General features: G+C 73.2%; 15 protein-coding genes. 6 read left to right on the forward strand and 9 right to left on the reverse strand.

Translation table 11 applies throughout. The annotated features are described in order from the left end of the window. On the forward strand, positions 1-313 hold a 313-nt coding region (locus ACLIBK_RS17895), incomplete at its 5' end, for a transposase (protein ID WP_415388651.1). 11 nt (positions 314-324) lie between these two features. Here the strand turns inward: ACLIBK_RS17895 and ACLIBK_RS17900 are convergent. The 4 genes from ACLIBK_RS17900 to ACLIBK_RS17915 all read right to left on the reverse strand — a co-directional run bounded on the left by ACLIBK_RS17900 (position 325) and on the right by ACLIBK_RS17915 (position 5,622). After that, a complete protein-coding gene (locus ACLIBK_RS17900; RefSeq protein ID WP_415388652.1) occupies positions 325-1,218 on the reverse strand; it encodes an alpha/beta hydrolase in 894 nt (297 codons plus the stop codon). Between the two features lie 172 nt (positions 1,219-1,390). Further along, entirely contained in the window at positions 1,391-2,293 is a 903-nt protein-coding gene (locus ACLIBK_RS17905; protein ID WP_415388653.1) for a PPK2 family polyphosphate kinase, read from the reverse strand. A gap of 410 nt (positions 2,294-2,703) precedes the next feature. Then, complete coding sequence (locus ACLIBK_RS17910; protein WP_415388654.1) at positions 2,704-3,552, reverse strand: endonuclease/exonuclease/phosphatase family protein; 849 nt, start codon at positions 3,550-3,552, stop codon at positions 2,704-2,706. Between the two features lie 66 nt (positions 3,553-3,618). Continuing rightward, a complete protein-coding gene (locus tag ACLIBK_RS17915; RefSeq protein ID WP_415388655.1) occupies positions 3,619-5,622 on the reverse strand; it encodes a DNA/RNA helicase domain-containing protein in 2,004 nt (667 codons plus the stop codon). 431 nt (positions 5,623-6,053) lie between these two features. Here ACLIBK_RS17915 and ACLIBK_RS17920 point away from each other — a divergent pair, with 431 nt between their 5' ends. Next, complete coding sequence (locus ACLIBK_RS17920) at positions 6,054-6,431, forward strand: hypothetical protein (RefSeq protein ID WP_415388656.1); 378 nt, start codon at positions 6,054-6,056, stop codon at positions 6,429-6,431. A 61-nt stretch (positions 6,432-6,492) separates the two neighbouring features. Here ACLIBK_RS17920 and ACLIBK_RS17925 read toward each other — a convergent pair whose 3' ends face one another. The 4 genes from ACLIBK_RS17925 to ACLIBK_RS17940 all read right to left on the reverse strand — a co-directional run bounded on the left by ACLIBK_RS17925 (position 6,493) and on the right by ACLIBK_RS17940 (position 10,922). Beyond that, on the reverse strand, positions 6,493-7,371 hold the full coding sequence (locus ACLIBK_RS17925; protein ID WP_415388657.1) for a DMT family transporter: 879 nt from the start codon (positions 7,369-7,371) through the stop codon (positions 6,493-6,495). A gap of 191 nt (positions 7,372-7,562) precedes the next feature. Then, positions 7,563-8,723, reverse strand: coding sequence for a GNAT family N-acetyltransferase (locus tag ACLIBK_RS17930; RefSeq protein WP_415388658.1), 1,161 nt, complete (start codon positions 8,721-8,723; stop codon positions 7,563-7,565). Between the two features lie 58 nt (positions 8,724-8,781). After that, entirely contained in the window at positions 8,782-9,249 is a 468-nt protein-coding gene (locus tag ACLIBK_RS17935) for a RidA family protein (protein WP_415388659.1), read from the reverse strand. Positions 9,250-9,428: 179 nt separating this feature from the next. Beyond that, positions 9,429-10,922 carry a hypothetical protein gene (locus ACLIBK_RS17940; protein WP_415388660.1) on the reverse strand — a complete coding sequence of 498 codons (1,494 nt, stop codon included), beginning with the start codon at positions 10,920-10,922 and terminating at the stop codon, positions 9,429-9,431. A gap of 150 nt (positions 10,923-11,072) precedes the next feature. Between ACLIBK_RS17940 and ACLIBK_RS17945 the strand changes: the two genes are divergently transcribed. Genes ACLIBK_RS17945 through ACLIBK_RS17960 form a run of 4 tightly spaced genes read left to right on the forward strand, consistent with a single transcriptional unit; the run spans position 11,073 to position 12,571 of the window. Beyond that, positions 11,073-11,429, forward strand: coding sequence for an NADH:ubiquinone oxidoreductase subunit NDUFA12 (locus ACLIBK_RS17945; RefSeq protein WP_415388661.1), 357 nt, complete (start codon positions 11,073-11,075; stop codon positions 11,427-11,429). 22 nt (positions 11,430-11,451) lie between these two features. Further along, complete coding sequence (gene mlaD, locus ACLIBK_RS17950; RefSeq protein WP_415388662.1) at positions 11,452-11,976, forward strand: outer membrane lipid asymmetry maintenance protein MlaD; 525 nt, start codon at positions 11,452-11,454, stop codon at positions 11,974-11,976. A gap of 2 nt (positions 11,977-11,978) precedes the next feature. Then, the gene (locus tag ACLIBK_RS17955) at positions 11,979-12,194 is read left to right on the forward strand and encodes a hypothetical protein (protein ID WP_415388711.1); all 216 of its coding nucleotides are present in this window, start codon (positions 11,979-11,981) and stop codon (positions 12,192-12,194) included. Then, positions 12,191-12,571, forward strand: coding sequence for a DUF2155 domain-containing protein (locus ACLIBK_RS17960; RefSeq protein ID WP_415388663.1), 381 nt, complete (start codon positions 12,191-12,193; stop codon positions 12,569-12,571). The genes ACLIBK_RS17955 and ACLIBK_RS17960 overlap by 4 nt, the downstream gene beginning before the upstream one ends. Positions 12,572-12,806: 235 nt before the next feature. Here ACLIBK_RS17960 and ilvC read toward each other — a convergent pair whose 3' ends face one another. After that, positions 12,807-13,823, reverse strand: coding sequence for a ketol-acid reductoisomerase (gene ilvC, locus ACLIBK_RS17965; protein ID WP_415388664.1), 1,017 nt, complete (start codon positions 13,821-13,823; stop codon positions 12,807-12,809). Between the last annotated feature and the right edge of the window lie 12 nt (positions 13,824-13,835).

The raw sequence follows: 13,835 nt of genomic DNA on the forward strand, positions 1-13,835 counted from the left end.
TCTGGAACGCTTCGCCGCCACTCTCACCCCTGACGTCCACGCCGTGCTTGTGCTGGACCAGGCAGGCTGGCACGGCTCACGGCAGCTCCGCGTGCCCAACAACGTCACCCTGGTGCCCTTGCCGCCCTACGCACCCGAGTTGAACCCGGTCGAGCGCGTCTGGCTTTACCTGCGCGAGCGCTTTCTCTCCCATCGCTTGCTCCACAGCAACGCCGCCATCGTCGACGCCTGCTGCCAAGCCTGGAATGCCCTGACGCCAGATCGCCTCCGCTCCCTCACCAGCTATCCCTGGATTGGAAAAGTCACTTCATAAGCGCGCCGGTATCAGACGCCTGCGCGCTGGGGCAGCGCCTCCGCGGGCGCGGCGCTGTTCTCCCGCAGGAAGGCCGCGATGTCCCCCAGCACCGGTGCCCCGGCCAGGCCCAGGCCGCGCACCGGCGCTGCCAGGGCGGCAATGATGCCGATATGGCCGACGCTGGGGTACTCGATCAGCCGCACCGCGCTGCCCGCTTCCCGCAGCTTGGCCGCCAGTTCGCGCGAACGCTCGGGCGCCACCGTGTCGTCCGTCAGACCGTGCAGCAACAGGGCCGGCGGGGCACCGCGCAGCGCCGCGTCGTCGGGCGGCGTGACCCGGGCCTGGCCGCCGGGCTGCGCGGCAAAAAGGGCGACGTGCTCGGGCTCCTCGGGCTGGAACTCGTAGGGCCCGGCGAGGCCGATCAGCCCGCGTAGGCTGTTCCGCCCTTCCAACCCCAGCCAGCGCGGATCGGTGGCCAGCGCGGCGGCGGTGAAAGCGCCGGCGGAATGGCCCATCAGGAAGATCGGGCGCCCCGCGGCCGGCCCGTTCCGCAGGAAGCGTACGGCATCCGCGCCGTCCCCGACGAAATCCGGCCAGCGGACCTCGGGGAAGAGGCGGTAATCCGGCACGGCCACGACGCAGCCCAGCGTGGTCAGCGCCTGGGCAGCGAAAAGAAAGTCCTCCTTGGCGCCGTTGCGCCAGCCGCCGCCGAAGAAGAACACCAGCAGCGGCGCCTCGGGGGCGACGCCGTCGGGGGTGTAAAGGTCCAGCGTCCCGCGCGGCCCCGGGCGGAAGGCGATGCTCCGTTGCAGTGCGTAGCCGGAGCCGGGTGTCAGCGCATTGGCGAGGCCGGTGGGGGAGCAGCCCGCCAGGAGTGGCGCGAGGAAGGGCAGTCGGGCGAGAGCGCGGCGGGACAGGGTCATCCCCCCGCCAACGATCCCGCCCGGCCCGACGTTGCCCCGCCGCGCTACTCCACCGTGTTCCGCAGGAGATCCCCGCCCGGCCCGTTCCGCCCATCCTGCGGGCAAGGGCTACACCTGCCCTTTCGCCCTTCCACGCGAGCGGCCGGCTCCGTGCGCCCTGGTGGAGCATCCTTCATGCGGGTGGCGCGTCCGCTTCCAGGGCTGCCCGCACCTCCCGCAGCGCCGCGCGCTGTTCCGCGCTGGCCTCCGGCGCGCGCAGGTCCAGGGCTTCCAGCGTCGCGAGCAGCGCTTCCGCCACCAGCAGCCGGGCCAGCCACTTGCGGTCCGCCGGCACCACGAACCAGGGCGCCTCCGGCGTCGCGGTGGCGCGGATCGCGGCCTCGTAGGCGTCCTGGTAATCGCCCCAGCGCTCGCGGTCGCGCACGTCGGAGGGTTGCAGCTTCCAGTTCTTGTCCGGCTCGTCGATGCGCGCCAGGAAGCGCTGCCGCTGCTCCTCCTTGCCGAGGTGGAGAAAGAACTTCAGCACGATCACGCCCTGGCGGCCGAGGTAGCGCTCGAAGGCCGCGATATCCTCCAGCCGCTCGTCCCAGATGGCCTTGCTCACCCGCTCCGGCGGCAGCTTCTGCGCCTGCAGGATTTCGGGATGCACGCGCGCGGCCAGCACCTCCTCGTACCAGGAGCGGTTGTGGATGCCGATGCGGCCGCGCTGCGGCAGGTGCAGCACGTGGCGCCACAGGAAGTCGTGGTCCTTTTCCACCCCGGACGGCGCGGCGAAGGATTCCACCTGGCAGCCGGCCGGGTTGAGGCCGGAAAAGACGTGCTTGATGGCGCCGTCCTTGCCGCCGGCATCCATCGCCTGGAACAGGCAGAGCACGGCCCAGCGGTCGGTAGTGAAGAGCCTTTCGTGCAGGGCCGAAAGCCGTTCCACCCCGCCGCGCAGCCATTCCTCCGCGGAGCGCTTGTCGAGGTCGAGGTCGCCCTTCTCGTCGGTCGCGTGGTCGGCGAGGCGGAACTTCTTGCCCGACGTGACCCGGCAGCGCGCCAGGAGGTTTCGCAGGTCGTCTCGGGTGGTCATGCGGGCACGGTCTCCGGTTCGGGCCGGCGGAGGCAATGGCGGCCGGCACCGGACGGCAACGCCCGGGGTGGCCGCGCGTCACGGCCGCGGCTTCGCGCGGAGGGCTGGGGTGTGCGGCCTGCTTCCGGCAGGGGCCGTGCCGGTGGCCCGGGAGGGAGAAGGTGTTCTCCCTCCCGTAGCCCTCCCTCATCCCTTTTCGGGAGTTGCCGGGGCAGGCTGACACGCGGGACGCTGCACGGCCGGGCCATTCACCCGCTGTCAGGGCGCCCAGGGCCGCCGTCGCCGGAGGGCTCGGCCCTCCTCGCCGCCCGGCTGCGGCAGCCCCCCGAAAAAAGATGAGGGGGAGGGTTCGGGAGGGGGAGAATTCCTTCTTCCCCTCCCGAGACGCAGCACCGGTCAAGCCGACCGCATCAGGGCAGGTCGAGGCGGATCGAGACCGGGCAATGGTCGGACAGGCGGGCGCGCCATTCCGGCTCGCGCTCGGCGTAGACCAGGACGCGCAGGCTGTCGGGCACCAGCCAGCCGCGCGCCGCGCCGCCCAGCAGCAGGTGGTCGATAAAGGGCCGCCCGCCCCAGCAGGGGTTGGACACGCCCGCCGTGGCGCGCAGCAGCGGCGCCTGCTGCGTCAGCACCGCCAGGAAAGGCTCGCGGCGCCGGTCCATGCGGCGGTTGAAGTCGCCCAGCACGACGAAGGGTACGCCTTCCTCGCGGCGCTGGGCGATCCAGCCGGCCACCACGCCCGCCTGCTCGCCCAAACCGTCGCATTCGCGCGAGCCGGACAGGGCTTCCTGCCGGCAGCCGCTGACGAGGTGCAGCGCCAGCAGGCGCAGCCGGCTGGTGCCGGCCTGCAGCGTCACGTCCACGCCGCGGCGCAGGCTGCGGCGTGCGCCCGGGCGCAGGTCCAGCCCCAGGAGGTCGGGCTCCTGTACCGCCCGCAGCCCCCGCCGCACGGCGATGCCCACGCGCTGCACGTCGCTCTCGGCCGGGAAGAAGACCTGCCAGTCCGCGGGGTCCAGGATCAGCGCCGCGGCTTCCGGCCCGTCCACCTCCTGCAGTGCCAGCACGTCGGGGGCGAGCCGGCGGGCATAGTCGCGCAGCCGCGCGAGGTCGTCGGCCGAGCGACCCGCCACATCCGCCGGCAGGTCGGGATGGCCCGGTGGCTTGGCGGTCAGCCAGTTCATGTTCCAGGTGGCGAGCTTGATCACCTCCGCCCGGGCAGGCAGGGCGAGCAGGAACAGGGCGAGGAGCAGGCGGAGCATGCGGGAGGAAGCTACAGCAGCCCCGCTGCCCGGTCGCCCGGCAGCGTCGTGCGGCCGGCGCTGCGGCTACAACAGCGCCGGCGCCGCTTCCCGGCCGGTGGGCGCCGCGAGCTCCGCCAGGGGCCGTGCGCCGCAGCCGAGCAGGCGGTCCGCCAGGGCGTCCAGCTCGGCAGGGTCGCGCGTGGGGTCCTCCGGGTCGCCGCGTGGCACCCAGATCACCGTTTCGTAGCGGGCGCGGGTCAGCAGCACGCGGTGGGTGTTGCGGATGAAGCGCTGCTCGGCGGGGTGGCGCACGGCCTGCCAGGCGGTGCCGACGAAGCGGCGTGCCCGCCAGCCCGCGCCCGCCGGCAGGAAGTCGCCGCCCCAGGCGAGGCCGGCCACGTCCAGTTCCAGCCCTTGGCAGGCATATTCGGTGGCGGCGGCTTCCAGCGCGTCGGAGGCGCGCACATCCGGCCAGCGGCGCAGGAACCAGTCCGGCACGGCGTCGCCCGTCACCTCCTCGCCCAGGCCGTCCGCGCGCAGGCGACGGTTGCCGGCGCTGCGTAGGAGGCCGGCGCGACGCTCCCCGCGCGCCAGGGCGCGCAGCCCCTGGCGCAGCGCGGAAAGGTCGCGGCACAGCAGGAAGGGCAGCGTGCCCGCGGCCGCTTCCGCGATGCGGCGGGCTTCGGCGAAGCGGCCGTCCAGCAGCGCCTCCACCCAGGGGGCTGCCTCGGCGGAGCGGACGGCGCGGATCGGCACCCGCAGATCCAGCGCCGGGTCCAGCGCCAGCCAGGGCACCGGCCCCGCCGCCAGGCGGCCGGCCGGATCGGCCGCAGTCAGCACGCCCGGGGCCGCCACCGCGCGCCAGCGGCGGTCGGCGGCGAGGCAGCGGCCCCATTCCGCCAGCCCCGCCTCCCCGGTGTTGATCTCCTGTCCGCCGCCGATCAGCGCCACGATGGCCGACCATCCGGCGGGACGCGCCATGATCTCCAGCGCGTGCGCCGGCTCGCTGGTGGTGAGCACGGCCTTGCGGTTCTGCGTGTCGCGCGTGGCCTGCCGGGCGTCCCAGGCGCGCTGCGCCTCGTCGAACACGATCATACGCTCCGGCGGCGCGGCGCCGGTTGGGTCGGTGGCGTGCTGCGCCAGGAAATTGTGCACGTTCTGCAGGGCGGCCTTCACGCGGCGCTCGGCTTCCGCCCGGCCGCATTCGCCGCGCGCCATGGCGTCGCGCGCCAGGGCGGCGCGCAGCACCGCCACCAGCGGCGTGTTGCCGGTCAGGAAGGCGGCGCCCTCGTGCCGCGCCGGGCCGAACACCGCGTGCAGCCCGCACAGCGTCTTGCCGGCCCCGGGGATGCCGGACACGAACACCACCACCCGCGCCGAGTCCCGGCGCGCCGCTGCCACCGCCGCGGCGATCGCCGCCGCCGTGCGGGTCAGGTTGCCGGCATCGGCCCGCGCCGCGGCGATCTCCGCCACTCCGTTGCGGGCGAAGAGCATGGTGGCGGCCTCGATCATCGTCGGCACCGGGCGGTACGGGGCGGCGAGCCAGGCAGCCGCGTCCAGCGGCGTCGCGGGCACTGGCAGGGCTTCCCCCAGCCAGCGCAGCAGCGGCAGCAGCGTCCGCGGTGTGGCGCGCAGCGGCGGCACCACGCCGTGCCAGAACAGCGGCGGCTGGGCCGCGGGAGGATCGGGCGCCAGGGCCGAAACCACCAGCGGCACGATCGGGTGCGACCGGCTGCCGGCGTGGAAGTCGCGCAGGTCCAGCGCGTAATCCTCGGCCTGCCGCAGCGCCTGCGGGGCGAAACCCTCGCCCTTGAACTCCAGCACCAGGATGGCGCGGTCGCACAGCACCACGGCGTCGATGCGCTTTTCCAGGCGCAGCAACTCGAACTCGAAGGCGAGGACCCAGCCTTCCCCGCCGCAGGCCGCCACCGCCTCCCGCAGCAGGGCGGCACTGTTTTCCCATGCGGCGAGCTGGGCATGGGTGCCGCTGAAGCCGCGCCGGGTCTGGGCCGCGGCGAGGCGGGCGGCGAGGTCGGCGGGGGAGGTGCGCAGCAGCTCGGCACCGCTGCAATGGAACCAGGCTTTCACGCGGCTGGCCGGGGTGCGGCGCCGATGGGCATCCGACGATAGCGCCTTCCCGGCGCTGCCCGAACCGCGGCGCAGGGCCGGGACGGCGCGCGCCCAGGGGCGGAGCTTGGCAGGGGCATCGGGCCGACATACCGAGTCGGCGGCTGCGGCAACGCTGCGCAAGCCCTTCCCCGGCCCGGGAGCAGGCATCCAGCAGATGAACCAACTCCACCGGGGGACGTGTGGTCCGCCAATGAAAACGACTGCTGAGGAGTTATCACGAAAATGTTTTCTCCTTTTTGGAGAAACAATGAAGAATCATCAACTCATGGTAGTGTTCGACCAGCAGCATCCCTGATATCCTCGAAGAATATCGAACTGGTTGCATATAGCGAAATCGTGAGTGAAACTTACGTCTTCCGGTAGAAACCAGCAGGAAGCGAGGCTCGCCTATGCCCGATGGTCTTATGCGTCCCGCCGACAGCAGTGACGCCGATCCACAACCGGTTCCGGTTCCCGCGGCGCCAGCCACCGGCAGCGCGGCGACGCTGCCCCAGGTGCGCCCGTCGCGCCGCCTCAGCGACAAGGTGCTCCTCGCCTTTCACCAGGCCTGCGACGAGGGCCGCCTCGACTTCGCCCGCAAGCTGCTCATCCTGGCCGAGGAGCTGCTGGACAAGTCTTCTACCCTGCCCGGCGCGAACTGGCGGGCCGAGCACGAGCGGCGCCGGGCCACGGACACGCTGGTGGCCGCGCATGAGCGCCTGTGGGAGCTGCGCCACGCCGAAGGCGCTTCGAGCCGGGGCGCCTGGAACTACGCTATCTCCGACTGACGCAGCTGGCGGCGTATTCGCCGCGGCGGCGCCTGCCGGCATCCCGGCCTCCTTTCGCGGCTCACACCGCGGCGCGGCGTCCCGGCCAGGTGGCCAGCAGCACGCTGCCCAACATCAGCACGAAGCCGATCCCGTGCGCGGCGGTGAAGCGCTCGCCGAGAAAGGCCACGGCCGTCAGTGCCGCCGCGGCGGGCAGAAAGGCGGTGAAGACGCCGGCGACGCTGGCGGGGGCGCGGGCGAGCCCGGCATACCACAGCAGCAGGCACAGCACGCTGGCGGTCAGGGCATGGAACACCAGCAGCGCCGCCAGATCGGGTGCCGCCAGCGCGGCGGCCGCCCCGGCCCAGGGCAGCCAGAGCGGCAGCAGCAGCAGCGCGGAGAAGCCCTGCATCCACAGCGACGCGGTCAGCACCGGCGCCTGCCCCGCCACCCGCTTGGCCAGCAGGGCATAGGCGGCCTCGCCGCACACCGCCAGGAACACCAACGCGTTGCCCGCCGCGGTGCCGCCCGCGCCGGGCGCCGCGCGCGCCAGAGTCACGGCGCCGATCCCGCCCGCCGCCAGCAGCGCCGCCGCCCAGCCGCGGGCGGACAGCCGTTCCCGCAGCCACCACGCCGAGCCCAGCGCCACCACGGCCGGGATGGTGGCCAGCACCAGGCCGCCTTCCAGCGCCGAGGTCAGGCGCAGGCCCAGCAGCAGCGCGGCGTTGTAGAGCACGGTGCCTAGCAGCGCCTGCCAGAACAGGTTCCAGCGCACCGTCGGCGACGGCAGCACGGCGCCGTCGCGCCACAGCGCCAGGGGCAGCAGCACCGCCACCGCCAGCAGGCAGCGCAGCCCGGCCACCATGGCGATGGGCAGCGCCGCGGCCAGGGTCTTGGCGGCGGCCACGTTGACCCCGACCAGCGCCATGGAGGCGGCGAGCTGCGCGTAGGCGGTCAGCATGCGGCGCGCCTTTCGTGGATCGGCCGGGGTGTTCCAGTGGGGGACGACAGGCCGGGGGGAAGTATCCCCCCGGCCCCCCTTCTATTTTCGGGAGTTTCGGGCGCGCCGGTGGGACCGGGGGCTCTTTTACTCCCGAAAGAAGGAGGGGGTCCGGGGGAGTTCACTCCCCCGGCCTTCCCTGCCCCCTCGTCTCAGTCTTCCGCGTCGCGGCGGAAGGGCGAGGATTCCGCCAGGTCGGCCATCTCGGCCTCCATCGCCGGGCGCTCGCGTTCCAGGAAATCGGCCACGGCGCGGCGCAGGCCGGGATGGGCGATCCAGTGCGCGGAATAGGTCGGCTGCGGCAGGTAGCCGCGCTGGATCTTGTGCTCGCCCTGGGCGCCGGCCTCGACCCGCGGCAGCTTGTGGGCGATCGCGAAGTCCATGGCCTGGTAGTAGCAGAGCTCGAAATGCAGGAAGGGCGCTTCCACCAGGGAGCCCCAGTTGCGGCCATACAGCGCGTCGCGGCCCATCAGGTTCAGGGCGCCGGCCACCGGCTCGCCGTCGCGCTCGGCCACCATCAGCACCACGCGGTCGCCCAGCCGTTCCGACAGCAGCGGCCAGAAGCGGGCGGTGATGTAGGCGCTGCCCCATTTGCGGTCGACGGTGTGCATGTAGCAGCGGTGGAAGGTCTTCCAGTGCTTCTCCGTGATCTCCGCCCCGCGCAGGGCGCGGAAGGAAAGGCCGGCGGACTGGGCGTCGCGGCGTTCGCGACGCAGCGTCTTGCGCTTGCGGGAACTCAGGGCGCCGAGGAAATCGTCGAAGCTGCCGTAGCCCGGGTTCTGCCAGTGGAACTGGGTGCCGAGTCGCTGCAGCCAGCCGCCCTCGCACAGCGCCTCCCATTCCTCCTTGCGGCAGAAGGTGACGTGGCAGGAGGACAGGTCCAGCTGCTCCGTGGCTTGGCGCAGCGCGTCGCCCAGGGCGCCGGGCGGCACGCCGGAACCGGGACGCACCAGCAGACGCGGGCCGGGGACGGGCGAGAAGGGCACGGACACCTGGAGCTTGGGGTAGTACTGGCCGCCCGCCTGCTCGAAGGCGCGGGCCCAGCCCCAGTCGAAGACGTACTCGCCGTAGGAGTGGCTCTTGGCGTAGGCTGGGGCGGCGGCCACCAGCGTGCCGGCGGCATCGCGCAGGGCGGCGTGCTGCGGCAGCCAGCCGGTTTTCGGCCCGGCCGAGCCGCTATCCTCCAGCGCGGACAGGAAGGCGTGGCTGAGGAAGGGGTTGTCGTCCCCGGCGCAGCTATCCCATTCGGCGGCGGGAATGCCGCCGATCCGGTTGTGCAGCGTCAGGGTGAATTCGGCGGCACCGTCGGGCATGCGGGTCAATGTGCGGTGCAGCGAAGCCGGCGCAAGCCGCCCCGGGCCCGCCGCCCCGTCACGCCACCTCGAAGATCGCCTCGACCTCCACCGCCGCGTCGCCCGGCAGGGCGGGCACGCCGATGGTGGAGCGGGCGTGGCGGCCGGCCTCCCCGAACACCGCCACCGCGAGGTCGGAGGCGCCGTTCATGGCCATCGCCATGGCGGTGAATTCCGGCAGGCAGGCGATGAAGCCGCCCAGCCGCACCACCCGCACCACGCGGTCGAGGTCGCCGTCCAGCGCCGCCTTGGCCTGGGCCAGCACGTTGACCAGGCAGAGCTGCGCCGCCGCCTGCGCGTCGTCCATGCCGACCCCGGCGCCGAGCTTGCCGGTATAGGCGATCACCCCGTCGCGCATCGGCACCTGGCCCGACACCACCAGCAGGTTGCCGGTGCGGACGGTGGGCACGTAGTTCGCGATGGGCTTGGCGGCCACGGGCAGCGTCAGCCCCAACTCCTGCAGGCGGGCGTCGATTCGTCCGGGCATCGGGGGGGTCTCCTGGGAAACGGGGTGGCGGGGCTGCTGGAACAGGGCAGGCCGGGGGGAGGTATCCCCCCGGACCCCCTTCTATTTTCGGGAGTTTTGGGGAGCGCCGGTGGAGCCGGGCGCACCTCTACTCCCGAAAAAAGGAGGGGGTCTGGGGGAGTTCACTCCCCCGGCCTTCCTCAGCCCACCAGCCGCAGGTTGCGCCGCCGCGCCTTGGGCCCGGCGGGGGCGTCGAGCGGCAGCAGCGCCTGCTGCTCGGCCGGCGCGCCCAGCCCGTCCAGCCCGTGCTCCTCCTCGGCCGGGTCCGGCAGGGCGGGGCCGTCGAGGTGCTCGATGGCCAGGCGGCGGAAGGCCCAGTCCAGCACGGAGGTCGCCCGGCGGATGCGCGGGTCGCCGTCCACCGCCCCGGCCGGGCCGAAGCGGGTATAGGCGTGCAGCTGCACGAACTCGGCCAGCGGCACCCCGCGGGCGAGGCCGAGCGACACCGACTGGCACAGCCCTTCCAGCACGCCGCGGAAGGCCGCGCCGTCCTTGGCCAGGGCCAGCGACAGGTCGGCCAGGGAGCCGTCCGCGTGCTCGGACGTGCGCAGCGTCACGCGGTGGCCGCCGATGCTGACCTTCCACACCTGCCCGCGCGCGGCGCGGGGCGCTGCCGGCAGCGGGGCGGGCTGCGGCGCGGCCGGGGTGGCGGCGGGGGCCGGCGCCTCGGCCTGCAGGAAAGGCAGCACGACCGCCTGCATGGCGGCGCGCGCTTCCGGGCCGCGCGGGGCGAGCAGGCGGGCGGCGCGGCTGCCGGCCCGCAGCGCCGCGGCGGTGGGGCGTTCCCCGCCCTCGGCATCCGGGCGGGTCGGGCCGGCGGCGGGGGCGAGGCCCGCGGATTCCGCGCCCAGCAGCGCGTCCACCGCGTCGGCGGGGCACAAGGCCAGCACCGCCTCGTGCCGCAGGCCGGGCGCGCCGGCGGCGAGGTCCAGCGCCGCGCGGGCGGCGGCGGCCAGGCCGGGCACGGCGGTGATCCCGGGCGGGGCGGGCCAGTTCAGGCAGAGCGGCACCCGTTCGCCCAGGGCCGCGGCGCATTCGCCGCTGGCGGCCTCGGCGGCGCCGCGGGTCAGCGCGGCGATGGCGGCGGCCACGTCGCGCGCTTCGGCCGAGTCGTAGTCCAGTTGCAGCCCGGCCAGCAGCCCGGCGAGGTCGGTGAAGCCCAGCCGCAGCCGGCGGGCGCGGCCGTTGCCCAGCCCTTCCAGCGCCAGCACGCCCATCCGCACCGCCTCGGCGTAGCCGGCCGAGTCGAAGCCGCCCTCCCCGTCCAGGAAGGCGGGCAGGCACAGGGTGAAGCGCGGCTCGGCCTCGGCCTCGCCGGCCCAGAAGGGGGCGCCCGCGGCGCCGCGGCGGGCCAGGATCAGCGCGCGCAGCCCCTCCGCCAGCCAGGCGGCGTTGGCGGCCGAGAGCAGGCCCAGCTCGCGCCCGGCGGCGGCGGCCCGGCTGATCCAGCCCTCCGCCAGGGCGGGTAAGGACACGGGACGGCTGCCAGGCGCCAGCGCGGCCAGGGCGTCCGCCGCGTCGCCGTCCCAGGTGGCGGGCAGCGCCACGGCGCGGCCCGGCGCGTCGGGGTCGGCGTGGCCGCGGGTGCGGCGCAGCGTCAGGTCAGCCCACACGGTGTCGTCCAGCCTCGGCATGCCCGGCAGTCTAGGACGGGCCTGCCGGCGGGTGAAGTCAGCATGTTGCGATGAATGACCGCGCGGGCCACCAGATGCGGTGGTTTTGCCGCTCCCTTTCACCGGCGGTCCTCGCATGCCATATCGCGGCTTCGAGGAGCCCCCGCGCCCATGCCTTTTCTGATGCGCCTGCTCTCCGGCCTGAAGGGCCGTCGGGTCGGCACCGACCGCTTCGGCAACATTTATTTCGAGACCCGCAACGTCCAGCCGGGCTTCGGCCACACGCGCCGCTGGGTGGTCTATGCCGGCACCGCCGAGGCCACCAACGTGCCGCCGGAATGGCACGGCTGGCTGCACCACGCCACCGAGACGCCGCAGGACGAGAACCACCGCTACCCCTGGCAGCTCGAGCACCGGCCCAACGCCACCGGCACCGCCCTGGCCTACCGTCCCTCCGGCCACGACTACGAGGGCGGCGAGCGCAAGCGCACGGCCGGCGACTACGAAGCCTGGACCCCCGGTTCGTGAGCGTTCGCATGAGGGCGGCCGCGTGAAGGGCCGCAGCGTCGCCGAGCTGCTGGCGGGCATCGTGGTGCTGCTGATCGCCGCGGTGTTCCTGGTCTACGCCGTCACCAATTCGGGCCGCGCCAGCGGGTCGAACAGCGGCCTGCAGCTGCGCGCCAAGTTCGACCGCATCGACGGCCTGGCGCCCGGGGCGGACGTGCGGATCGCGGGCGTGCGGGTGGGCAGCGTGTCCGACCAGCGGATCGACCCCAACACCTTCCTGGCCGTGCTGACCCTGCAGGTGGATGGCGGGCTGAAGCTGCCCGACGACACCTCGGCCGAGATCACCTCCGAAGGGCTGTTGGGCGGCAAGTACGTCGCGCTGGTGCCCGGCGGCGGCGAGCGGATGCTGGCCAATGGCGGCGAGATCCAGATCACCCAGTCCTCGGTGAGCCTGGAAAGCCTGCTGGGCCGCTTCATCTTCTCCGTCACCCAGATGGCGGGCAACAAGCCCAGCGAGGGCGAGCAGCCCGCCGCCGGCGCTTCCCCTGCCCCGGCGGCGCGGCCGTGAGCCTGCAGCCGCCCGCCAGCTGGCCGGGCGCCGACGGGGCGCCCCTGTCCTGCCGCGAGAAGCTGAAGATGCTGGCCGAGAACCACGCCGAGGCCGCGCAGGTGCTGCGCGACGCCTTCGAGGACGCGGTGCTGATGGGCGTGGACGAGGCCGCCATGCGCGCCATCCTGCGCGACCTGGTGGACGCGCTGCCCAGCCCGCGCCGGCAGGCGGCGTGACCCGCGCGCTTCCCGTCGCCCTGCTGCTGGGGGGCCTGGGCCTGGCGCTGCTGCCGCAGGCGGCGCTGGCGCAGGAATGGGTGCCGGCGCAGCACGCGCAGCTGCAGGCGCTGGACAAGGTCACGGCGCGGGTCACCGTGCTGCAGGCCGATGTCGGCCGCCCCGTGCAGTTCGGCACGCTGAACATCACCGTGCGCGCCTGCAACGCCCGCCCGCCGGACGAGGTGCCGGATGCCGCGGCCTATCTGGAAATCAAGGATGGGCTGGCCGGCCCCAACGCCTCGCCGGTGTTCCGCGGCTGGATGCTGGCCAATACCCCAGCCGCCAACATGCTGCAGCACCCGGTCTACGACCTGCGCATCCTGGAATGCCGGTGAGGGCTTGATGCCCTGACCGTGGCCAAGGGGGCTCTGCCCCCTTGGGACCCCCGCGAGGAGCTTAGGCTCCTCGACCTCATGAGTGCCTCCGGCGGGGGCGGGTTGGCCGACGGTGCCCGCCATGACTGGCGTGGATCATCCCGCCCCCGCCGGAGGCACTCAACGTGGGGTCCGGGGAGTTTAAACTCCCCGGCGGAGGTCCAGGAGGCAGAGCCTCCTGGCCACGCTCCGGTCGTCAGTTCTTCGCCTTGTCCACCAGGGCGCCCTTGGTGATCCAGGGCATCATGGAGCGCAGCTTCTCACCGACCTCCTCGATCGGGTGGGCGGCGAGGCGGCGGCGAGTGGCCTTGAAGGAGGCCTGGTTGACCTTGTTCTCCAGCATCCAGTCGCGGGTGAACTTGCCGGTCTGGATGTCATCCAGCACGCGCTTCATCTCGGCCTTGGTTTCGGGCGTGATGATGCGGGGGCCGGTGACGTACTCGCCGTACTCGGCGGTGTTGGAGATCGAGTAGTTCATGTTGGCGATGCCGCCCTCGTAGATGAGGTCGACGATCAGCTTCACCTCGTGCAGGCACTCGAAATACGCCATCTCGGGGGCGTAGCCCGCCTCGCACAGCGTCTCGAACCCGGCCTTGATCAGTTCCACCAAGCCGCCGCACAGGACCGCCTGCTCGCCGAACAGGTCGGTCTCGCATTCCTCCTTGAAGGTGGTCTCGATGATGCCGGAACGGCCGCCGCCCACGGCGGAGGCGTAGGAGAGCGCGATCTCCAGCGCGTTGCCGGAGGGATTCTGGTGCACCGCCACCAAGCAGGGCACGCCGCCGCCCTTCTGGTACTCGCCGCGCACGGTGTGGCCGGGGCCCTTGGGCGCGATCATGAAGACGTCGATGTCGGGCCGCGGCTCGATCAGGTTGAAGTGCACGTTGAGGCCGTGCGCGAAGGCCAGGGCGGCGCCTTCCTGCAGGTTGTGGTGCAGCTGCTCGCGGTACAGGTCGCCCTGGATCTCGTCGGGGGTGAGCACCATCACCACGTCCGCCCACTTGGCGGCGTCGGCGGGGGGGAGGACCTTGAAGCCCGCGGCCTCGGCCTTGTTGGCGGAGGCGCCAGGGCGCAGGCCGATCACGATGTCCTTGACGCCGGAATCGCGCATGTTCTGCGCGTGGGCATGGCCCTGGCTGCCGAAGCCGATCACCGCGACCTTGCGGGCCTTGATCAGGTTCACGTCCGCGTCGCGGTCGTAGTAAACGCGCATGGGGTGTTTCCT

This window comes from Roseomonas sp. BN140053 (assembly GCF_047690175.1).
GTDB lineage: Bacteria > Pseudomonadota > Alphaproteobacteria > Acetobacterales > Acetobacteraceae > Roseomonas.

Bases quoted from the DNA above. Each gene is read 5' to 3' on its own strand.
- ACLIBK_RS17920 (WP_415388656.1), top strand. From the start codon at position 6,054: ATGCCCGATGGTCTTATGCGTCCCGCCGACAGCAGTGACGCCGATCCA.
- ACLIBK_RS17940 (WP_415388660.1), bottom strand. From the start codon at position 10,922: ATGCCGAGGCTGGACGACACCGTGTGGGCTGACCTGACGCTGCGCCGC.
- ACLIBK_RS17945 (WP_415388661.1), top strand. From the start codon at position 11,073: ATGCCTTTTCTGATGCGCCTGCTCTCCGGCCTGAAGGGCCGTCGGGTC.
- ACLIBK_RS17935 (WP_415388659.1), bottom strand. From the start codon at position 9,249: ATGCCCGGACGAATCGACGCCCGCCTGCAGGAGTTGGGGCTGACGCTG.
- ACLIBK_RS17930 (WP_415388658.1), bottom strand. From the start codon at position 8,723: ATGCCCGACGGTGCCGCCGAATTCACCCTGACGCTGCACAACCGGATC.
- ilvC (WP_415388664.1), bottom strand. From the start codon at position 13,823: ATGCGCGTTTACTACGACCGCGACGCGGACGTGAACCTGATCAAGGCC.
- ACLIBK_RS17900 (WP_415388652.1), bottom strand. From the start codon at position 1,218: ATGACCCTGTCCCGCCGCGCTCTCGCCCGACTGCCCTTCCTCGCGCCA.
- ACLIBK_RS17925 (WP_415388657.1), bottom strand. From the start codon at position 7,371: ATGCTGACCGCCTACGCGCAGCTCGCCGCCTCCATGGCGCTGGTCGGG.
- ACLIBK_RS17905 (WP_415388653.1), bottom strand. From the start codon at position 2,293: ATGACCACCCGAGACGACCTGCGAAACCTCCTGGCGCGCTGCCGGGTC.
- ACLIBK_RS17910 (WP_415388654.1), bottom strand. From the start codon at position 3,552: ATGCTCCGCCTGCTCCTCGCCCTGTTCCTGCTCGCCCTGCCTGCCCGG.